Below are 20,456 nucleotides of genomic sequence, written 5' to 3'. Positions count from 1 at the left end.
CCATGAATCAGAATTTAAGAGACTGGTTGGAAGATTCTGGAATCGATGCTAGGATTAAAGAAGCCATTGACAGGATGTCTCCGGAGGAAAGGGAAGATGCCTTTTATCAAAAATTGACCTTTGGAACAGCCGGCTTAAGGGGGAAATTAGGTCCGGGTAGCAACCGGATGAATATCTATACTGTGGGCTTGGCTGTGGAAGCCCTGGCCCAATTTTTGCAAGAAAGGGGCCAGAAGGACCTGTCTGTAGTTATTGGCCATGACACCCGCCACCAAAGCGATGTTTTTGCCAAAGAAACGGCAGAAATTTTACAGGGTCATGGAATTAAGGCCTACTTATTTAAGATTCCTGTTCCAACGCCCCTTTTAGCCTATAGTGTCCGGGACTTAAAGACCTCGGCCGGCATTATGATTACCGCTAGTCACAATCCTAAAGAATACAATGGCCTCAAGGTCTACAATAACAAGGGAATTCAAATTGACGCTTCTTGGGCCCATGGCATTTTAGAAAAGATGGACCAACTGTCTTTTGGCGAGATAAAAAAGTCTAAGGAAGAGGAGTTTTTCCTGGTTCCTGAAAAGACCATAGAATCCTATTTTGCCAACCATCTCAAGAGAAAGTTAAGGGAGGACATCAATAAGGATTTTTCCATTACCTACACTCCTTTGAATGGGGTGGGCAATCTTTTTGTCCGTCATATTTTAGAAGAGAGAGGCTTTAAGAAGGTCCAAGTGGTCAAGGTTCAAGAAAAACCTGACCCTGATTTTACCACTGTGGGCTATCCCAATCCAGAAAATTTTGCAGCCTTTGACTGTGCCATTCAACAGGCCGACCAAGAGGGAAGTTCTTTTATTTTGGCAACAGACCCGGATAGTGACAGGGTGAGCCTGGCCATTAAGCATGATGGAGAATGGATCCATCTAAACGGCAACCAAATCGGTGCTCTTTTGATGGACTATATCCTCCACGAATTAGACAGGCAAAATCGTTTACCTGAAAGGCCAGCTGTGGTCAAGAGCATCGTAACAGGAGACCTGGGTTTTGAAGTGGCCAAAGAATTAGGCCTGGAAAGATTCAACACCCTAACAGGCTTTAAAAATATTTGTGCACCGGCTGTGGACTGGGAAGAAAATGGAGATTACACCTTTGTCTTTGGCTATGAAGAAAGTATAGGCTATATCTACGGCAATGATGTTTTTGATAAGGATGCCGTGATTATTTCCATGATCTTGTGTGAAATGGCGGCCTATTATGATAGTCAGGGCCGGGACCTCTATGACCAATTATTGGACCTTTATGCCCGGTATAAACCCCACAGGGAACTTCTTTACAGTATTATTTATGAGGGACAAGAGGGTCTAGGAACCATGGGGCGGATTATGGACCAGTTAAGGAAGAATCCTTTGACAAAAATTGCCCAAGAAGAAGTGGGAGAAGTCATTGACTACCTCCATGGCCAAAAGGGAAAAATTGACCTGGCGCCACAAAACCTAATCCAATATGTCTTAAAAGACCGTGGAAAAATTTTCTTCCGTCCTTCTGGAACGGAACCGAAATTAAAGATTTATATTTACCTAGTAGATGATGACTTAGAAGTTGCTGATAAACGCTTAGAGGCTATTCAAGAAGATCTAGCAGGTATCTTTAAAGAAATTGAGGAAGTCCAATGATTTTAATCTTTGAAGCCAGCCCAAAATTAGTGACCCAGTACAAGATGGACCCTGTAAAAATGGGACAGGTCAACCAATTTAAAGAAAAATTTGTGGATATTGCATCCCCGGGAATTTTGGCGGCAAGAATTTTTAGGCAGCACGATGCCAAGCCCCTACTCCTAGCTCCTATTGGAGGAAAGATTGGTCAAAAAATCAAGAAAATTGCTAAGGCTGAAGGACTGGGTCTGGTGGATATTGATTTTCGAGATGAGTCTATGGAGGAGGTTAGACTGGGCCTAGAAGACCCTCTAATTCTTCAATCGAAACCCACCCGGGCGACCCAGGAAGAGTTTAACCGACTCTTCTCCACTCTGACCAGCTACCAGGAAGAGGTTAAAAATTTCCTACTTTTAGGGGGGACAGAAGCCATTGAAGAAAAGTACCCCTATTTAATCAAAAGGTCCCATGACCTGGCCTATCCTGTTTTTGTCTGCCTAAACGGGAGAATTCAAGATTGTGTCAAGGAACGGCCCTTTAACCTGGTGTGTAGTAAGGAACAGTTGGAAGACTACAGTGGATTAAAGTGTAATTTTAGTCATGAGGTTATCCAGGCCGGCAAGATGGTTTTGGCTGCAGGGGTCAAGGGACTTTTTATCGGGGGTAGGGGAAAGACCTCTATTTATATGAGGGACCATTCCTATTGGACCATCCAATCAAAAGACCTGACTCGGCAAGACCTAACCTTGGTTACCATTGGCCTATCTGGGGCGTATGAAAAGAAATATGACCTGGAAATGACCTTGAAATTTGCCCGGGCTTTGGGGGCTTTTGACAGCCAGTCGGTAGATAAAATTGACCTGGCCGATTTAAAACAAAGGATGAAGGACCTATCAATTAAGGAGGGAAAATTTGAATAATCGTTGGAAATTGAAAAGAGAAGACTGCCTACTTTTGGCTATAGACTTTCAAGACCGTCTGATTCAAGGAATGTACGATGCAGAAGACTTGATTAAGCAAAATCAAATTTTACTGCAAGGATGTGGAATTTATAAGGTTCCTGTCCTCTTTACAACCCAATATAAAAAGGGCCTGGGAGACCTTTCTGAGTCCCTGGGTCAATATGCAAAAGATGCCAAGAGTATTGACAAGAATGGCTTCAGTGTCTGGACCCAGGCTGAAGTCCAAGAAGAATTAAAGAGACAGGGAAAGAAGCAAATCATCGTTACAGGAATGGAAAGTCATATTTGCGTTTTAGCATCTGTTAGGGACCTGATTGATGCAGGCTATGAGGTCTTCCTTCCCAGGGATTGCGTTTCTTCAAGAAACCCCATGCGCTACACCAATGGTTTAGACCAAATGAGAGAATATGGGGCGGTCATTAGTAATACCGAGTCCATCTTATTTGAAATCGCCAGGGTAAGTGGGACGCCGGAATTTAAAGAAATGCAAAAGTTAATTAAATAGGTGGCCTGGGCCATCTATTTTTAGATGGAGAAAAAAATGAAACTTGTGCACAGTGCAGATTTACATTTGGGTCGGGCCTTTTCAAACCTGACCGGTCAAATGGCGGAAGCCCGACGGGAAGAACTTTGGTTGGCCCTGGAAAACCAGGTGGCCTATTGCTTGGACCGGGGGATATCCTACCTCTTATTGGCAGGGGATATCTTTGAACAAGACTATACCAGCTATTTTGACTTAAAACGCTTTGCCTCTATTGTTTCCCCTGTGGACCATGTCATTGTTATTAAGGGCAACCACGACTATAAGTTGGGAAATCTTGAGGGGGAAAATATCCACCTAATTGATGATTTAGAAGTCTTGGACTTTCCAAAAGACCATTTGACAATCTATGGCCTTTCCTGGACGGGTCCCCTAGAACCTGACCTAAGTCGTCTTAGGGACCTGGATGTCCAAGGAGATGGCTACAAGGTTTGCCTCTTACATGGGGATTTCCAGGCCAGGGATTTTCAAAAAGCGGAAGATTTTTTTAAGAAGATGGACTACCTGGCCCTGGGCCATATCCACAAGGGAGGCCAGCTGACAGACCGGGCCTACTATCCAGGATCTCCGGAGCCCTTGGACATTTCAGAAGAGGGGGACCATGGATTTTTGCAGGTAGACCTGAGACCCTTGAGGGTTGAAAAAATTCCTGCTGCCAAGAGAAGGTGTCATCGACTGGTTTTAAGAGATGAAGAGACCTATCCCAGTAAGTGGATTGAAAAATATGGCCTGAAGCAAGAAGATTTTTATGAGTTAATCCTAGAGGGGCCAGAAAAGTTGGATTTAAATGGGAAGTTAATTGAGAGTTTTTTCCATAAGAATGCCTACCAAGTAAGAGTTGTAGACCAAAGAGAAAGGCAAGAGGATGCGGTGGATTTTATGAAAAGGGAAGATATTTTTGGAGACCTCTATCGGAGCTTGTTGGATAAGGAAGACCCCTCTTATCCACGGGCCAGGGAACTTTTTATCGACCTAACCAGGGAAGTCCTATGAAGATAAAAAAACTTGAACTATGGTCTTTTGGTAAATTTCATCAAAAAAGCCTGGACCTGGGAGAGGGGCTAAATGTCATTTATGGTCCCAATGAATCCGGCAAGTCCACTATCCACCAATTTATTTTGGGAGTCTTTTACGGCTTTAGCAAGTATTGGACCAAAAGCCACAGCTACCGCCAAGAGCAAGACCTCTATGCTCCCTGGCATGGCCGGCAGTATGCAGGGGCCATAGAGTTTGAAGATGGGGGTGTGGTCTACCGGGCAGAGAGGGACTTTAGCAAGAAGCAAGAAGACTTGAAGCTTTTTAATTTAACAGAAAATAGCAGGGTAGACCATGTGGATTTTTATCGGGGGTCTAGGACACCAAATATGGGGGACTACTTCCTGGGAATGAATGAAAAACTCTTCCGAGAGGTTTATTTTATTCCCCAATTGGCCCTGGAACAGAAGGACATTGAGTCCAATGACCTTTTAAACTTTTTTTACCAGGTCAACTACCAACAATCCAATAGCCAATTGGCAGCCTTTCAAAGGGCCCTTCAAGAAAAGATAGATTCCTATGGGACAGAGGGCCAGTCGCGGTCAATCCTGGGGTCAAAAATCAAAGAACTCCAAGACTTGGAGGACCTGGAGGGCCAGTTGAAGATTGGCCTATACAAGGACTATGGTAAAAGAGATGATTTTGAAAAATTAAGAGACCGGGAAAAAAGCGTTGGGGAAGAAATGGAAAACTTGGAGGAAGTCTTAAGACTTTTAGAAAATCAGGAGGCTCCTAAGGAAGAAGAGGAAAGCCAGGAAGTGAAAGTGGCCTACCTAGAAAAGAAAGAAAAGGCTGAAAACTACCAAGCCCAGCTGGCCCTGATTCGCCAATCTGAAGAAAGCTACAGGGAAAAGGACCGGACTCTAGTGAAAGGAATCGGCCTGCTAAAGGGGCTGCCGCTGGTTTTTGTTCTGGCCTTTCTAGGTCTCTTTTTGGGACAGGGAGGCTTGTCGAAAAAAATCTTGATGTTCGTGGGGGTATTTCTGGTTTTTTTAGGCCTGGGGACCTACCTATTAGGCCGGTTTTTACAGGGAAGACTGGAAAAGTATTATGGGCTTTCCTATTCTCAAATCAAGCAAGACCTGGCTAGGAACAAGTTAGACAGGGATAAGAAACTGGAGGAATTAAGGCGGGACTACTCTCGCTGCCTGGAAGAAATGGAAGTCTTGGAAAATAAATATCCCTACCTAATTGAAGAAAATAGTCTTGAAATGGAAAATTCCAAGTTGAAAGAAGTGGCCCGGATTAACCGGCAGCTTAGGGATCGAATGGAAGAAAGAACAAGAATCTTGGGAGAAATTAAGGACTATGAACACATCTTCCGGCAAGAGGAGACAAAAATTGCAAGACTCCAGGAAACCGTAGAAAGAAGACAAAGGCTAGAAGAAGACCTGGTTAAAATTAGACAAGATATAGGAGCCTTGGAGAAAATTCAAAAAAATCTCCAAGACTTGTTGAGCCGGAGGCAAAGGGTGGACCAAGATAAAGTTTTTCAAAAAGCATCCACTTATTTAAAGCGTTTAACCCAGGGACGCTATGTGCGGATCCAGGGGCTGGCTGAAAAGGTGGAAGTCCAGATGAAGGACGGCCCTACTATTCCCTATAAGTACCTATCCCAAGGAAGCAAGGACCAGGTCTTCTTAGCCACCAGGCTGGCCATGGGCGACTGTTTAAATACAGGAATGTTTATTGCTCTGGATGATAGCTTCAACCACTTTGACCAAGACCGCCTGACCCGGGCCTGGGACCTATTGGCTGACTTGGGTCAAAGACATCAAATTATTTACTTTACAAGTCGTAGGGAAGAAATTCCAAACCTTCCCTGTCATAAAATTTATTTAGGAGGTGTGAATGAGTAGAATTTGGGCCATTGGAGACTTACACTTAGACTATACAAAAGACAAGAGCATGGACATCTTTGGCCAAGACTGGAAGGACCATGATCAAAAAATTTTCGACTATTGGCAAAGCCATGTGGGCCCTGAGGACTGGGTCCTGGTTCCGGGAGATATTTCCTGGGCCCTAAAGTGGGGAGAAGTCTTTCAAGACCTCCATGCCCTAGACCAACTTCCGGGACAAAAAGTCCTATCCAAGGGCAACCATGATTATTGGTGGACCAGTCTGGCAAAAATGGAAGGAGCAAATTTTAAAAGTCTCCACTTTATCCATAATACAGCCGTGAAAATCCGGGAGGGCCTCTATGTGGCCGGGACTCGAGGTTGGATTCCCAGGGATGCAAAAGACTTTGATGAAAAGGATGAGAAAATATCCCTAAGGGAAAACCAACGCTTGAAAAATTCCTTGGACCAGGTCCCTCCGGGCAATGAAATTATTGCCATGATCCACTACCCTCCGCTCTTACAAAGTTTTGACGATTCCGCCTATACAAAAACCCTCCAAGACTATCCTGTCAGCCTTTGCCTTTACGGCCACCTCCATGGGGCAGGTCACCGCTTTATCTATGAGGGAGAAAGAGATGGAATCCAATATACTTGTGTAGCGGCAGACTATTTAAATTTTCAATGTAAGGAGATTCTATGGAAAGAGAAATAGAAGTTAAACTGTTGGGAATAGATGTTGACCAGTTGGAAGAAAGGTTGAAAAATCTAGGGGGAAACTTTTTAGGCGAAGAAGAACAAAGAAACATCAATATCTGGTCCACAAGGCAATATTGGCCCCAAGACCAAGGCTACCTACGTCTTAGAACCATCAAGACTGACCAAGGAGAAGTCCATGAGTTTACCTTTAAAAAACAAGTTTCCAACCAAGGAGTCCGGGACAATTATGAATACACCACCCATATTGATGACCCTGCTGCCCTGGTTGAGATTTTAAAGGCAACAGGCTTTGATCGCTTTGATAGGGGCTATAAAAAAAGACGGAGCTACACTTATAAAAACTGTCGCTTTGACTTTGACCAATGGGATCCAGAAACCTACCCGGAAGCCTATGTAGAAATTGAAGCCCCAAGTAAGGAGACCCTCTATCAAATGTTGGATGACCTGGAAATTCCAAAGCATGCCGTATCCACCCTGTCCATAGCCCAACTAAAAAGTTTGGTGAAAAAACAAAATAAAGAGTGACATAGACAACAAATATGTTATAATAAATAACAAAGGAGGGATTAAGTATGTCACAATACTCTTATATTAAGTGGTTTACAGAAATTCAAAAGGAAGATGTAAATGTTGTAGGTGGTAAGGGAGCCAACCTTGGAGAATTAACCTCCATGGGCGTGGATGTACCACCAGGATTTTGCGTTACTGCCGGAGCCTATGATGTCTTTATGAAAGAAGCAGGTCTCGTGGACAAGGTCCAAGAACTTATGAAGGACTTGGATGTCGAAAATGTTGACGACCTACAAGCTGTCAGTGGCGAAGTAAGGGACACCATTGTCAACGGTGAAATTTACAAGCCTTTGGAAGATGAAATTATCAAGGCCTATGCAGAATTTTCTAAAAATATTGGCATTGAGGATCCGGAAGTTGCTGTGCGGTCTTCAGCAACTGCAGAAGATTTACCCGATGCATCTTTTGCCGGTCAACAAGATACTTATCTACACATCCATGGTGACCATGAGCTTATGAACCATGTCCGTAAGTGCTGGGCATCTCTATGGACAAGCCGGGCTATCTACTACCGGGAAAAACAGGGCTATAACCATTTTGATGTTTCCCTATCCGTTGTCGTTCAAAAAATGGTAAACTCTGAAAAATCAGGTGTTATGTTTACGGCCAACCCCATTAACGGAAACACCAATGAAATGATGATCAACGCATCTTGGGGTCTAGGAGAAGCCGTAGTAAGCGGCACGGTAACCCCAGACGAATACACCGTTGACAAGGTAGAAAACACCATTGTTGAAAAACATATTGCTGAAAAGAACACCATGGTTGTTAAAAAGGCATCCGGTGTTGGAACAGAAGAAATTTCCATTGCAGAAAGTCTAGGACCGGACTTTGTAGACAAGGAATGCTTGACACCAAAAGAATTAACCATCCTAATTGACCAAGGGCAAAAAATCGAACAACTCTATAAAAAACCACAAGATATTGAATGGGGTATTGATCGAGATACTAAACATCTCTACATTCTTCAATCTCGACCCATTACAACTTTGAAAAAAGAAGATAAAGGAGAGGTGGAAGTAGTGGAAGAAAAAGAAGAATTAAAGGCACTTTTAAGAGGTCTTGCAGCCAGTCCCGGAATCGGTCGCGGCGTTGTTCGTCATATCAAAGATGTCAATGAAATCAACAAGATTCAAAAGGGCGACATCCTAGTTACCGGCATGACCAACCCAGACATGGTTCCTGCTATGCGGAAGTCTGCAGCCGTTGTAACCGATGAAGGTGGACGGACCTGCCATGCGGCCATTGTTTCCAGAGAATTGGGAATTCCGTGTATTGTTGGGTCTAAGAATGGAACAAAGATTCTTAAAGAAGACCAAAAAATCACTGTAGATGCAACTCGGGGAGTTGTCTATGAAGGCCATGTTCTTCAAGAAAAAGAAGAAGCCAAGACAGAAAACCAAGCTGGCGGCATTGCCAATGAACAATTCTTAAAAGCCGTTGCTCCTGTTACAGCAACCAAGATTTATATGAACCTTGGAGAACCCAGCCTAATTCAACGCTACAAGGACCTTCCCTTTGATGGAATTGGCCTGATGCGGACAGAATTTATCTTTACCAACATGATTGGTGCCCATCCTATGTACCTGGTTAAAACCGGTCAAGGACAAATGATGATTGACAAGTTGGCTGAAGGGATCTCCACTGTAGCAAGTGCTATCTATCCAAGACAAATTGTTGTCCGGATGAGTGACTTTAGAACCAATGAATTTAGAGGCTTAAAGGGTGGGGACGAAGTAGAACCCATCGAAGCCAACCCCATGATTGGATGGCGGGGCGTATCTCGTTATATCTCTCCTGAATACGAAGAAGGCTTCCGTTTGGAATGCCGGGCCATGCGAAAGGTTCGCGAAGAATTTGGCCTGACCAATGTTGTGGCCATGCTTCCCTTTGTCCGGACTCCTGAAGAATTAAAAGTCGTTAAGGGCATCATGGAAGAAGAAGGTCTAAAACAAGGTAAGGACTTTAAGATTTGGATCATGGCAGAAGTTCCCTCTGTTGTCTTCCAAGCTGAAGAATTTGCCCAATTAGTAGACGGATTCTCCATTGGATCCAATGACTTAACCCAATTAGTTATGGGGGCTGACCGAGACAATGGCGTCCTAAATAACATGGGTTACTTTGACGAACGAAATGAAGCTGTTAAACGGGCCATTAAGATCTTGGTAGATGCTTGTAACAAGTATGGCACAACCTGCTCTATTTGTGGTCAAGGACCAAGCCAATATCCAGAATTTGCAGAATTCTTGGTAGAAGCAGGCATTACCTCCATGAGTGTAAACCCAGATACTGTAGACTATACAAGAAGACTGGTTGCCCAAGTAGAACAAAAGATGATTTTAAGAAAATTGAGAAACCTATAAGACGGATTCAAGTCCCTGGTAGCCAGCCGCTACCAGGGATTTTTTTAGTGGAAAATTCTGCCGGCTCTAGTATAATAGGGAGTAAGAGAATGAAAAAGATAAAGAGAGGGAAGAAAAAGATGAAAAAAATCCACCAGTCCTTGGTCTTACTCCTTGTAATTTTCCTCTGTGCCTGCCAGCAGGTGGGACCTGGGGAAAAGAAAGAAGACCAGCAAAAAGTGACCCAGGGTCAGGAAGAAGTCAAAGAAGCAAAACTTGCCCGCTTATTTTTTGTAGGAGATGTGATCTACCACTATCCTATTTATAAAAATCTAGCCAGGAATGAAAATCCAACACAATTTCGGACCCACTATGAACTCATGGAACCCTATATTCAAGGGGCAGACTTTGCCCTGGCCAATTATGAGGGATCTGTATCTCCTGATGGACAAACCCACTCCTATCCCATGTTTCGAGCCCCTCATGAAACCATAGACGCCTTAAAGCTCAATGGTTTTGATGCCCTGTCTACAGCCAACAACCATTGCTTGGACGGAGGAGTGGATGGAGCCAAGAAGCTTATAGACCTTTGCCAGGAAAAGGGGCTCTACCAATTTGGAACCTATAAGGACCAGGATAAAAAAGGAATTTTGGTAGATATCAATGGGATTCAAGTAGGATTTTTAGCCTATTCTGAAATGTTTAATGGCCTAGACAGCCTGGCGAAAAATGAGCCCTACTTGATTTCTCCCTTGAACCTGGACCAAGTCAAGGCGGATATTGATAAAATGAGACCCCAGTGTGACTACTTAATTGTCCTGCCCCATTGGGGAACAGAATATGCCCAAGGGCCCAGTGACCACATCAAGGCCATGGCCAATGAAATCCTCTCCTATGGGGCGGATGCCATTATTGGGTCCCACCCCCATGTGGTCCAAGGTCTAGAGCGGCGAAATGATGGAAAATTTATTGCCTATTCTTTGGGCAACAGCCTATCCAACCAAAAACGAGCTTTCCAAAATACCAAGAGGGTTGAGGGAGGCCTGGCCTTGGAATTAACCCTGAGTAAGAGGGAGAAAACTCGAGTTATTGGCTTAAAAGAAATAGCAACCATGGTTGTTCGAAGACAGGGCTTGGCCCAAGTGGCTGCTTGCCAGGATGTGATGGATGGAAAAATTCCAGGAATATCTCAAGAAGACCTGGCTAGAAGTCAAGAACTTTACCAACAAGTTTTAGAAGACACGACAAAATATTAAGGAGACCAGATGAATAAACAAGATGGACTTACAGGAAGCAGTTTAAAATGGTTGGCCATGCTGTCCATGCTTATAGACCATGCTACGGTGGCCCTGGTGGAACCAATCTATCTTTATCAAGATAATCCTCAAATTATGGGGATAGATGTCTGGAAGGTCTACGATATGGGGAGGAACCTGGGTCGGTGGGCCTTTCCTATCTTTTGCTTCCTCTTGGTAGAGGGGTTTTTCCATACCAGAAATCGGAAGAGGATGTTTCGAGACCTTTGTCTTTTTGCCATCCTATCTGAAATTCCCTTTGACCTTTTATTTAATCATGAAGTCTTAGCAAATTTTTCTCAAAATGTGTTCTTTACCCTGGCCTTGGGTTTTATGGGCCTATGGGTTATGTACAAGGAAGGGATGAGTAAGTATTTAAAAATTTTGATCCTGGTGGCTTTGGGGTTGGCTTCGTATTATTTTCAGGCAGACTACGACCTAAGGGGCTACTTGGCCATCCTCTTATTTGGCCTGGTCCATCCCTATAAAAAGATTTACCGCCTACCGGCAACCTTGGCGGGCTTTTATTTCGAGGGTTTTTGGGGAATGTCGGCCTGTCTACCGATTTATTTTTATAATGGTAAGAGGGGGGCCTTGGGCCTGCCAAAGTATTTCTTTTACGCCTTTTACCCAGTCCATCTTTTGATTCTTTGCCTAGTACGCTATTTGATTTATGGAGGAAATTCTTTCTAAATTTAAGCTTTACGATTGATAAAAAAAGGTGTATACTATTATGTATCTTATGCAGAAGTGGCGGAACTGGCAGACGCGCAGGACTCAGAATCCTGTGATGGCGACATTGTGAGGGTTCAAATCCCTTCTTCTGCACCATACATACTAGTATTTTTACCTATCTTTACAAATGGCGTAAAATATACATTAAAAAGGACGTAAAGATTTTATCTTTACGTCCTTTTACATAGGTCAAGATGGAGCTATAAGCAGTAAAATGGGAGGGAAATGATGAACTTATATGAGCTAACGGAAATTTATCAAAATTTGTTGGATTTAGATCTAGAGGACGAGGACCTTCAAGTCCACTTGAAAAATATCAATGACGCCATTGAAACTAAGGCTGAAAATATTGCCAAGGTTTTAAGGGACTTGAATGCCGAAGCAGAAGCCTACAAGGAAGAAATTGAACGGATGACCCTGAAAAAGCAAAGGGTAGAAAATAGGATGAAGAACTTAAAATCCTACCTTGAAGAGGCCATGAAGGATGTTAACAAGCTAAAATTCAAAACAAGATTGTTTTCTTTTGCCATTCAAAAAAATGCCCCTTCTTTAAAGATTTTAGATGAGAGTAAAATTCCGGAGGAATACTTTAAGATTGAACGGAAATTAAATAAACAGGACTTAAAAGAAGCTGTGAAGAAGGGTCTTTATCCTGAAGCGGCGGAATTAGTCCAAGGGGAAAGTTTAAGAATCCGCTAAGAGGACTTTGATAAAAATAAAAAGAAAAAAATCGAAAAATACTATTGATAAATAATATCAATTCATATATAATAGTCCCATAAGAGTTAAGAAAGAATATTTTGAAAAAACCTTCTTAAAGATCTTGATGAACTATTGATTTAACGAAAAAAACTTCCTGCACTTTGCAGGAAGTTTTTTTGTCATTAAAAGTTTTTTCTTACTTAATTGAGGGCTTTCCTAAAAAATTTATTCCTTCAAAAGGTAGTTTTTAATACCTTGGGCACCAATCTTACCGGAACTCATAGCCAAGATAACTGTTGCGGCTCCTGTAACGGCATCTCCTCCAGCAAAAACTTCTTCTCTGGATGTTTGGCCCATTTCTTCCACTACGATGCCACCCCAATCTTCTGTTTCAAGACCCTCTGTAGTCATGGCAATTAGGGGGTTGGGGCTGGTTCCCAGGGCCATAATGACTGAGTCGGTTTCCAGGATAAATTCAGACCCTTCGATAGGGGAGGGACGACGGCGGCCACTGGCATCTGCTTGACCCAACTCCATCTTGATACATTTCATGGCTTCAACCCAGCCTTGGTCATTGCCCAAAATTTCCTTGGGGTTGGTTAGGTAGGCAAAGTGGATACCTTCTTCAATGGCATGGTGGACTTCTTCGGCTCGAGCAGGAAGGCTATCTTGGTCACGGCGGTAGACAATGGTTACATCAGATCCCAAACGTTTAGCCACCCGGGCAGCGTCCATGGCAACATTGCCGCCACCAATGACAGAAACTTTTTTCCCTAGCTTAATAGGGGTGTCATAGTTTTGGTCATTGGCCCGCATAAGGTTGGCTCGGGTTAAAAATTCATTGGCGGAAAAAACACCATTTAAATTTTCGCCGGGAATATTTAAGAACTTAGGAAGGCCGGCACCTGAACTGACAAAGAAGGCTTCAAAACCCTCTTCTTTTAATTGGTCAATGGTTACGGTTCGGCCAATAATTACATTGGTTTCAAAATGGACTCCCAGGGCCTTTAAATTTTCCACCTCAGCTTCAACCACATCATCCGGCAGGCGGAAGGAGGGAATCCCATAGATTAAAACGCCTCCCAGTCTTTGTAGGGCTTCAAAAACATGGACTTCAAAGCCTTCTTTGACGAGTTCGCCGGCACAGGTTAAACCACCGGGGCCACCGCCAACAATGGCAACTTTATGGCCGTTGGCCGGCTTTTTTCCCTCTAAACGCCAACCTTGTTCTCTGGCATAGTCTGCAGCAAAACGTTCCAGCTTACCAATGGATACGCTATCGCCTCGGTTGGTCAAGACACAATTCTTTTCACATTGTTTTTCTTGGGGACAGACCCGGCCGCAAATAGCCGGCAGGGAAGTATCTTCCCACAAGCTTTCAATGGCCTCTTTAAAGTTTTCGTTGGCCAGGCCGTGGATAAACTTAGGAATATCAATGGCAACAGGACAGCCCTTCCGACAACGGGCAACCTTACATTGGAGGCAACGTTGGGCTTCCTTGATGGCTTCTGCCTTAGTATAACCCAAGCAGACCTCCTGGAAGTTATTCTTGCGAACCTCGGGGTCCAATTCTGCAACAGGGATTTTTTGGAAACGCGGAGATTTATTGTCCATAGCCATCCCCTCCTTTTAATTTTTCCACATCGGCGTATTGTCTTTGCCTTTGCATGGCTTCGTCAAAATCTACTTGGTGACCGTCAAATTCCGGACCATGGACACAGGCGAATTTTGTCTTGCCGGCCACGGTGCACCGGCAGGCACCACACATGCCCGTACCATCTACCATAATGGGGTTTAAACTCACCGTTGTAGGAATCCCTAATTTTTTGGTTAAAAGGGATATGTATTTCATCATAACCATGGGACCAATGGCAACACAATGGTCATAGTGGTGGCCCTTTTTAACCAGGTCCTCCAAGCAGTCGGTAACCAGACCCTTGAAACCTTTTGATCCATCATCTGTAGCAATATAGACTTTTTCGGCCACTTGCTTCATTTCTTCTTCCAAAATAACCAGGTCCTTGGACTTACTACCGATGATGACTTGGCTGGCAATTCCGTGGTCGTGGAGCCATTTTACTTGGGGGTAGACCGGGGCAGCCCCCAGGCCTCCTCCAACGAAAAGATATTTTTTCTTTTTTAAGTCCTCCAAATCCATATGGACAAACTCACTGGCTTGGCCCAAGGGACCGACAAAACTATGGAAACTATCTCCTTCGTTAAATAGGTTGATCTTTTGGGTTGAAGGTCCCAGGGCTTGGATGACAACCTGGACGGTGCCTTTTTCCCGGTTATAGTCTGTAATGGTAAGTGGAACTCTTTCGGCATACTGGTCTGCAATGATGATGACAAATTGTCCCGGAAGGGCTGCTTTGGCCACCCGAGGGGCTAAAACATCAAAAGCGACAATATTGGCTGCGAGAGTTTTTTTCTTTATAATCTCAAACATGGAAAACTCCTTAAAGTAGTCTTGATTTCTTAATGAACGTATTCTATATTATAACCGATTATGAGACTTTTGTATAAATTTATTTGAAAATAAGCTTAGAGAAAGTCAAAGTGGGCTTTTCTTTTCTTATTAAATAATCTTTGCTATAATAGGATAAAGTTTAGGGGGAAGTATGAATACAAATTTTAACCATATAAAACGACTTGTTATTAAAGTAGGCTCATCGTCCATTACCCATGAAACTGGGGAAATTAATTTAGAAAAAATAGACCAGCTGGCTTGGGAGTGTGCTAATTTGAGAAATAAGGGTATCGAGGTGGCCCTGGTTTCTTCTGGAGCCATCTTTGCAGGAGCCCACCGGATGCTATTGAGTGAAAAGCCCAAGGATACACCTAGAAAGCAGGCTGCCTCAGCAGTAGGCCAAGTGGCCCTAATGAACACTTATGCTCGAAGTTTTCACAACTACAACTACCAGGTGGCCCAACTTTTATTGACCCGGATGATTGAAGAAAATACCACCATGGGGGTCAATGTAAAAAATGCCTTTGATGAACTTTTTAACTTAAATGTAGTGCCCATCATCAATGAAAATGATGCCATATCTACCTTGGAAATTGAATTTGGGGACAACGACAAGCTGTCTGCAGTGGTGGCTCGGATTATCCAAGCTGACCTCTTAATCCTGCTGTCAGACATTGATGGACTTTATAATTCCAATCCCAAGACCAATCCCCAGGCCAAGCGCCTGTCTTTGGTGGAAAAGGTGGATGAAGACCTCTATAAGATGGCGGGCAATGCCATTTCATCTGCTGGCACAGGAGGTATGATTACCAAGTTGGATGCAGCCAAGCTCTGTATGGAGCGGGGAATTGACATGGTGATTGCCGACAGTCAAGACCTATCGGTTATCCGTAAAATCATGGATGGAGAAGATGTGGGAACCTTATTCGTAGGAGGTAAAAATGCTGGACTTGTTTAAAAATGCAAAAAAAGCAGCGACCAAGTTAAGAGACTTATCTAGTAGAGAAAAAAATGAAATTCTCCAGGCCTGGGGTCAAGACCTTTGGGCCAGACGAGAAGAAATCATTGAGGCCAATGCAAAAGACCTGGCCTATGGGGAAGAAATTGCATTAAATCCAGGTCTCATGGACCGGTTACGTTTAAATGAAGACCGGATCCAGGGAATGATTGACGGTTTAAAGGTTGTAGCCGGCTTGGAAGACCCCATTGGATCAGTGGACAAGATGGTTGAAAATGAAAATGGCTTGAGGATAGGCAAGATGCGGGTACCCATTGGAGTGATTGCCATTATTTATGAGGCAAGACCCAATGTGACAGTGGATTGTGCAGCCCTGACCTTTAAAAGTGGCAATGCTCTTTTGTTAAGAGGGGGCAAGGAGGCCATCCACTCCAACCGGAAATTAGTTGAAATTTTAAGAAAAACCCTGGAAGACAAGAATTTGGATCCAAACTTTGTCCAATTCGTTGACGACCCCACCCGGGAAAGTTCCAAGGCCTTGATGGAGGCTGTGGGTTATGTGGATCTTTTGATTCCCAGAGGGTCTGCTTCCTTGATTCGGGCCTGTATAAACCAGGCCAAGGTCCCAGTCCTACAAACTGGAGAAGGAAACTGTCATATTTATATAGATGAAACAGCCGACTTAGATATGGCCCTAGCCATTGTGGAAAATGCTAAAACCCAAAGAATTGGTGTATGCAATGCCATGGAAAGTCTCCTGGTCCATAAAAAAATTGGGGCAGACTTTTTAAGGGCCTTTAAAGAAATTCAGGAAAAGCATGGAATCAAGGTTCATGGAGATTCGGGAACTTGTCAGATTTTAGATGCGGAAGAAGCCACAGAAGAGGATTGGGGAAGGGAGTACCTAGCCATGGAATGTTCCTGTAAGTTTGTAGATTCCGTAGACCAGGCCATTGACCACATCAACAAATATTCCACCGGCCACAGCGAAGTCATTGTGACCAACAGCTATGAAAACAGTCAAAAATTCTTACAAAAGGTAGATTCAGCCTGTGTTTATGTAAATGCATCCAGTCGTTTTACCGATGGAGGTCAATTTGGTATGGGGGCTGAAATGGGAATTTCAACCCAAAAAATCCATGCTCGGGGACCTGTTGGTCTGGAAGAATTAACCTCCTATAAGTATATTATTTATGGAAATGGACAAGTGAGAAAATGAACTATATTAGCACAAGAGGAAATCAAGAAAAAAAGACTTTTTGGCAGGGAGTCCTCCAAGGACTGGCACCAGATGGGGGCTTATATGTTCCGGAAGAGCTTCCGACCATAGACTTTCATGACTATGTAGACCTGGATTATCGGGACCTGGCAGTAGAGATTTTGAGCCTCTTTGTAGACCCTGAGGACCGAGATAAAATCAAATCATGTGTCCTTCAAGGCTATAAAAACTCTTTTTTTAAGGAAAACCTAATTGGCCTCCACCAAGAGGAGGATTTTAGTGTTTTGGAATTGTACCATGGCCAAACAGCGGCCTTTAAGGACTTTGCCCTGGCTCTTTTACCCCAGTTTATGAAAGAGGCGTCTAAGGAGAAACTCTTGATTCTTACAGCTACTTCAGGAGATACTGGCAAGGCTGCCATGGAGGGTTTTAAGAATGTTGAAGGGATTGATATTGTAGTTTTTTATCCCCACCAAGGGGTCAGTGAAATCCAATACCTTCAAATGGCTACCCAAGAAGGGGACAATACCCATAGTCTTGCTATTCAAGGAAATTTCGACGATGCCCAAAGGGGGGTCAAGGAACTTTTCCTAGACCAGGATCTAAAAAGTCATCTAGAAAAAAACCAAGTCCACCTGTCCTCAGCCAATTCCATCAATATTGGTCGGCTCTTGCCCCAATGCATCTACTACATTTACGCCTATTTACAATTGGTAAAAAAAGGTACCTTGGCCTATGGAGACAAGCTGGATGTCGTCGTTCCGACAGGAAACTTTGGCAATATTTTAGCCGGTTATTTGGCTCAAAAGATGGGCCTGCCCCTGGGAGACTTTGTTTGCGCCTCTAATAAAAATAATGTCCTATCTGACTTTTTAGAGACAGGAGTCTATGACATCAATAGACCCTTTTTCAAAACCAGCTCTCCTTCAATGGACATCCTGGTATCCAGCAATGTTGAACGCTTCCTTTACTTTTTAACTGGGGATGCCAAGAAGGTCAAGAAGCTCCAAGAAGACTTGGCTCAAAAGGGGCGTTATGAAGTGGACCAAGATTTGAAAGATAAGATGGCCTCCTGGCATGGATACTTTGCCCAAGAGGAAGAAGTTCAAGAGGAAATTTGTCGAATCTATCGAGAAAAAAATTATCTCATGGACCCCCATACAGCTGTGGCCAGCCTTTGCTATCAAAAATACAAAAGGGATTTTGCCCCCCAAGGGCATGCCTTGATTTTGTCTACAGCCAGCCCCTATAAGTTCCCCCATACGGTTTTAAAGGCTCTGGGACAAGAAGGGGATTGGACGGACAAGGAAGCCATTGACCACCTGGCAGACCTTACCGGCAAGGAAGTTCCATCGGTAATTAGGAACCTTTGGGTCAAGACGCAAAAGCCGGAGGAAGTGATTTCTTGTCAGGAGATGAAGAAGATTGTAGAAAAAATAGGAGATGGAGAATGAAACTAAGGATTCCGGCAACTTCGGCCAACCTGGGTCCCGGCTTTGACACCATAGGTCTGGCCCTATCCCTCTACCAATACTTGGAAGTGGAAGAGGCTAGGGAAAGTAATTTAAAAACAGGCCACCTGGTTTACGATGCCTATGTCAAAACTTTTGCCCATGTGGGAAAAGACCCTCTAGCAGCAAACTTCAACTTTTACGGAGACATTCCAAGATCCAGGGGTCTAGGATCCAGTGCAGCTTGTATTGTGGCAGGAATTACTGCAGCCAATGAATTGGGCAAATTGGGCTTGTCTCAAGGACAGCTTTTAGAGATTGCAACGGAAATGGAAGGCCATCCGGACAATGTAGCTCCAGCTCTTTTAGGGGGCCTGGTTTACGCCATGCGGGATGGGGGCCTTTACTATAAAAAAGTTTCTGTCTCTTCCAACTTGGTTTTCACCCTCTTAATTCCCCAAGATGAGCTCTTAACGGATGTAGCCCGAGACTTACTGCCAAAAAAAGTTCCCATGGAGGATGCCATTTTCAACCTCTCCCACCTACCTTTTCTCATTGAAGCCTTTGAAAAGGGGGACTTTAATCTTTTAAAAGTGGCTTCCCAAGACCGCTTACATGAACAATATCGTGCAAAATATATTCCTTATTTTTCAGACCTGAAAGAATCTTTAAAGGACCGGGCCTGTGTCCATATTTCCGGAGCCGGGTCCACCAGTTTGATAATTTCGAAAGAATCCACCTTGCAAGACTTGGAAGATTTGGCCCAGGAAGGGGTTCAAATCCTAGAAGTAACTGTGGATGGAGAAGGGGTAACAAAAATAAAGCAGTAGGTTTTCCTACTGCTTTATTTTTGTTTGAAAGCTGATTAAGAACTTTTCCATAAGTTCGGGCAGATATTTACTTTGAACATTTCCTTGGACTCTTAAATAGTTTCCGCCACCCTCTAATTTATAGCTATCTTTTAAACCATCGTAGATTTCTTTTAAGTCCTCATTGCGGTTTTTAGACAGGCAAATTAAAAATTGGGATTGGTCAGGAGAGGGTAGGCCATATAATTGCAAATAATCATCTTGGTCCATAATCTGGGCTGAGGCCTCTTTTAAATCGTTAAAAGGCACATGACTTATGCTCTTATAGATTACCTTAACCCCCTTGAAGTCGGAAGCTTGGGCCATGAGCTTTTGGGCCAGGTCATTTTGCTTGCTTTTTTCCGTTTTCTTTACTTCAGACCGGTAGTGGTCTTTTTTTAAAAGAAGCTGTTTGACCTTGCTGGGGACCTTGTCTACAGGACAATTTAAGATTTGGGCCAAGTTGTCCATGGTTTTGGCAAGGTCCACATAGTTTTCATGGGCCAATTGACCACTGATGAAGGAAATTTCGATTCCCTGGTCAACTTTTTTTAAGTCGAAAATTCGACTTTCACCCACCTCGCCAGTTCGCACCAGGTGGGGTCCCATGGATTTTTGTAGGGGGTAGTCCCCAACCCGCACCAGAACTCCGTTGTCTATTTTTGTTTGGTGGACCAGGAGGTTGGCCAAAACTGTATAATTCACCAGACTTTCAACCTGGTCCAGGGACCGGAAGGGAATATCCTGGGCGTCCAGGACAATTTGTCCATGTTGGTCATGGATATGGTAGTCCAAAGTGGGGATATTCAAGAGGTGGTTAAAGGCCAAGCTATAAAGAACCCGGCCCAGGGAGAGCTGCATAAAGCGCAGGCGTTTTTGCCAGTCAATTTCTTGGAGATTATTTTTTGCCTGGTTAGCCAAGTGGAGAATGTAGCCTTCAGGAGATTTCTTTAAGTCCAAAACTTGGGCACCGCCAACTTGCCCCAACTGTTGGTCATAGTGGGGAGTTTTTTCTAAAAAGATTGTATCTTCAACGGCATATGTATTTTCTTCCTCCCTTGCTTGGAGGGCCAGGTCAAGGGTTTTACGATAGGGTCTATAGTCTAATTTATCCATTTTTC

At 43.7% G+C, this 20,456-nt stretch carries 18 protein-coding genes and 1 tRNA gene; 16 read left to right on the top strand and 3 right to left on the bottom strand.

All coding sequences use genetic code 11. From position 1 onward, the window contains the following. The first annotated feature begins 2 nt into the window (after positions 1-2). The 12 genes from BQ7400_RS02610 (at position 3) to BQ7400_RS02555 (ending at position 12,386) form a co-directional block, all read left to right on the top strand. Positions 3-1,670: a phospho-sugar mutase gene (locus tag BQ7400_RS02610; protein WP_072469370.1), complete on the top strand. Its 1,668-nt coding sequence runs from the start codon at positions 3-5 to the stop codon at positions 1,668-1,670. Continuing rightward, the gene (locus BQ7400_RS02605; protein WP_072469369.1) at positions 1,667-2,569 is read left to right on the top strand and encodes a hypothetical protein; all 903 of its coding nucleotides are present in this window, start codon (positions 1,667-1,669) and stop codon (positions 2,567-2,569) included. The genes BQ7400_RS02610 and BQ7400_RS02605 overlap by 4 nt, the downstream gene beginning before the upstream one ends. Next, on the top strand, positions 2,562-3,116 hold the full coding sequence (locus tag BQ7400_RS02600; protein ID WP_072469368.1) for an isochorismatase family protein: 555 nt from the start codon (positions 2,562-2,564) through the stop codon (positions 3,114-3,116). Before BQ7400_RS02605 ends, BQ7400_RS02600 begins: the two co-directional genes overlap by 8 nt. A 36-nt stretch (positions 3,117-3,152) precedes the next feature. Beyond that, entirely contained in the window at positions 3,153-4,145 is a 993-nt protein-coding gene (locus tag BQ7400_RS02595; protein WP_072469367.1) for a metallophosphoesterase family protein, read from the top strand. After that, the gene (locus tag BQ7400_RS02590; RefSeq protein ID WP_072469366.1) at positions 4,142-6,046 is read left to right on the top strand and encodes an ATP-binding protein; all 1,905 of its coding nucleotides are present in this window, start codon (positions 4,142-4,144) and stop codon (positions 6,044-6,046) included. Before BQ7400_RS02595 ends, BQ7400_RS02590 begins: the two co-directional genes overlap by 4 nt. Then, a complete protein-coding gene (locus BQ7400_RS02585) occupies positions 6,039-6,740 on the top strand; it encodes a metallophosphoesterase (protein WP_072469365.1) in 702 nt (233 codons plus the stop codon). Before BQ7400_RS02590 ends, BQ7400_RS02585 begins: the two co-directional genes overlap by 8 nt. Continuing rightward, on the top strand, positions 6,725-7,270 hold the full coding sequence (locus tag BQ7400_RS02580; protein ID WP_072469364.1) for a class IV adenylate cyclase: 546 nt from the start codon (positions 6,725-6,727) through the stop codon (positions 7,268-7,270). Before BQ7400_RS02585 ends, BQ7400_RS02580 begins: the two co-directional genes overlap by 16 nt. A gap of 47 nt (positions 7,271-7,317) precedes the next feature. Continuing rightward, complete coding sequence (gene ppsA / locus BQ7400_RS02575; protein ID WP_072469363.1) at positions 7,318-9,678, top strand: phosphoenolpyruvate synthase; 2,361 nt, start codon at positions 7,318-7,320, stop codon at positions 9,676-9,678. A gap of 89 nt (positions 9,679-9,767) precedes the next feature. Continuing rightward, the gene (locus tag BQ7400_RS02570) at positions 9,768-10,913 is read left to right on the top strand and encodes a CapA family protein (RefSeq protein WP_072469362.1); all 1,146 of its coding nucleotides are present in this window, start codon (positions 9,768-9,770) and stop codon (positions 10,911-10,913) included. A gap of 9 nt (positions 10,914-10,922) precedes the next feature. After that, positions 10,923-11,645: a TraX family protein gene (locus tag BQ7400_RS02565; RefSeq protein WP_072469361.1), complete on the top strand. Its 723-nt coding sequence runs from the start codon at positions 10,923-10,925 to the stop codon at positions 11,643-11,645. A 51-nt stretch (positions 11,646-11,696) separates the two neighbouring features. Continuing rightward, positions 11,697-11,783: transfer RNA gene (locus tag BQ7400_RS02560), tRNA-Leu, on the top strand. Between the two features lie 132 nt (positions 11,784-11,915). Further along, positions 11,916-12,386, top strand: a complete 471-nt coding sequence (locus tag BQ7400_RS02555) for a siphovirus Gp157 family protein (RefSeq protein ID WP_083553243.1) — start codon at positions 11,916-11,918, stop codon at positions 12,384-12,386. Between the two features lie 228 nt (positions 12,387-12,614). Here the strand turns inward: BQ7400_RS02555 and gltA are convergent, their stop codons facing one another. Both gltA and BQ7400_RS10945 read right to left on the bottom strand, forming a co-directional pair. Next, positions 12,615-14,003, bottom strand: coding sequence for an NADPH-dependent glutamate synthase (gene gltA, locus BQ7400_RS10950; RefSeq protein ID WP_342741509.1), 1,389 nt, complete (start codon positions 14,001-14,003; stop codon positions 12,615-12,617). After that, a complete protein-coding gene (locus tag BQ7400_RS10945) occupies positions 13,993-14,838 on the bottom strand; it encodes a sulfide/dihydroorotate dehydrogenase-like FAD/NAD-binding protein (protein WP_034438999.1) in 846 nt (281 codons plus the stop codon). The genes gltA and BQ7400_RS10945 overlap by 11 nt, the downstream gene beginning before the upstream one ends. Positions 14,839-15,010: 172 nt before the next feature. Between BQ7400_RS10945 and proB the strand changes: the two genes are divergently transcribed. From proB to thrB, 4 genes are read left to right on the top strand one after another with little or no spacing between them, the layout of a single operon-like run. Beyond that, positions 15,011-15,817 (top strand): glutamate 5-kinase, encoded by an 807-nt coding sequence (gene proB, locus BQ7400_RS02540; protein ID WP_034439001.1) that lies wholly within the window; start codon positions 15,011-15,013, stop codon positions 15,815-15,817. Continuing rightward, positions 15,801-17,036, top strand: a complete 1,236-nt coding sequence (locus BQ7400_RS02535; RefSeq protein WP_072469358.1) for a glutamate-5-semialdehyde dehydrogenase — start codon at positions 15,801-15,803, stop codon at positions 17,034-17,036. The genes proB and BQ7400_RS02535 overlap by 17 nt, the downstream gene beginning before the upstream one ends. After that, on the top strand, positions 17,033-18,490 hold the full coding sequence (gene thrC, locus BQ7400_RS02530; protein WP_072469357.1) for a threonine synthase: 1,458 nt from the start codon (positions 17,033-17,035) through the stop codon (positions 18,488-18,490). Before BQ7400_RS02535 ends, thrC begins: the two co-directional genes overlap by 4 nt. Then, entirely contained in the window at positions 18,487-19,317 is an 831-nt protein-coding gene (gene thrB / locus BQ7400_RS02525) for a homoserine kinase (RefSeq protein WP_072469356.1), read from the top strand. The genes thrC and thrB overlap by 4 nt, the downstream gene beginning before the upstream one ends. 6 nt (positions 19,318-19,323) lie before the next feature. Here the strand turns inward: thrB and BQ7400_RS02520 are convergent, their stop codons facing one another. Then, complete coding sequence (locus BQ7400_RS02520) at positions 19,324-20,451, bottom strand: alanine--tRNA ligase (protein ID WP_072469355.1); 1,128 nt, start codon at positions 20,449-20,451, stop codon at positions 19,324-19,326. Positions 20,452-20,456 lie beyond the last annotated feature (5 nt).

The organism is Urinicoccus massiliensis (assembly GCF_900120405.1).
Lineage (GTDB): Bacteria > Bacillota > Clostridia > Tissierellales > Peptoniphilaceae > Urinicoccus > Urinicoccus massiliensis.
The sequence above is the reverse complement of the archived record's forward strand: the minus strand, read 5'-3'. Positions and strand labels throughout refer to the sequence as shown.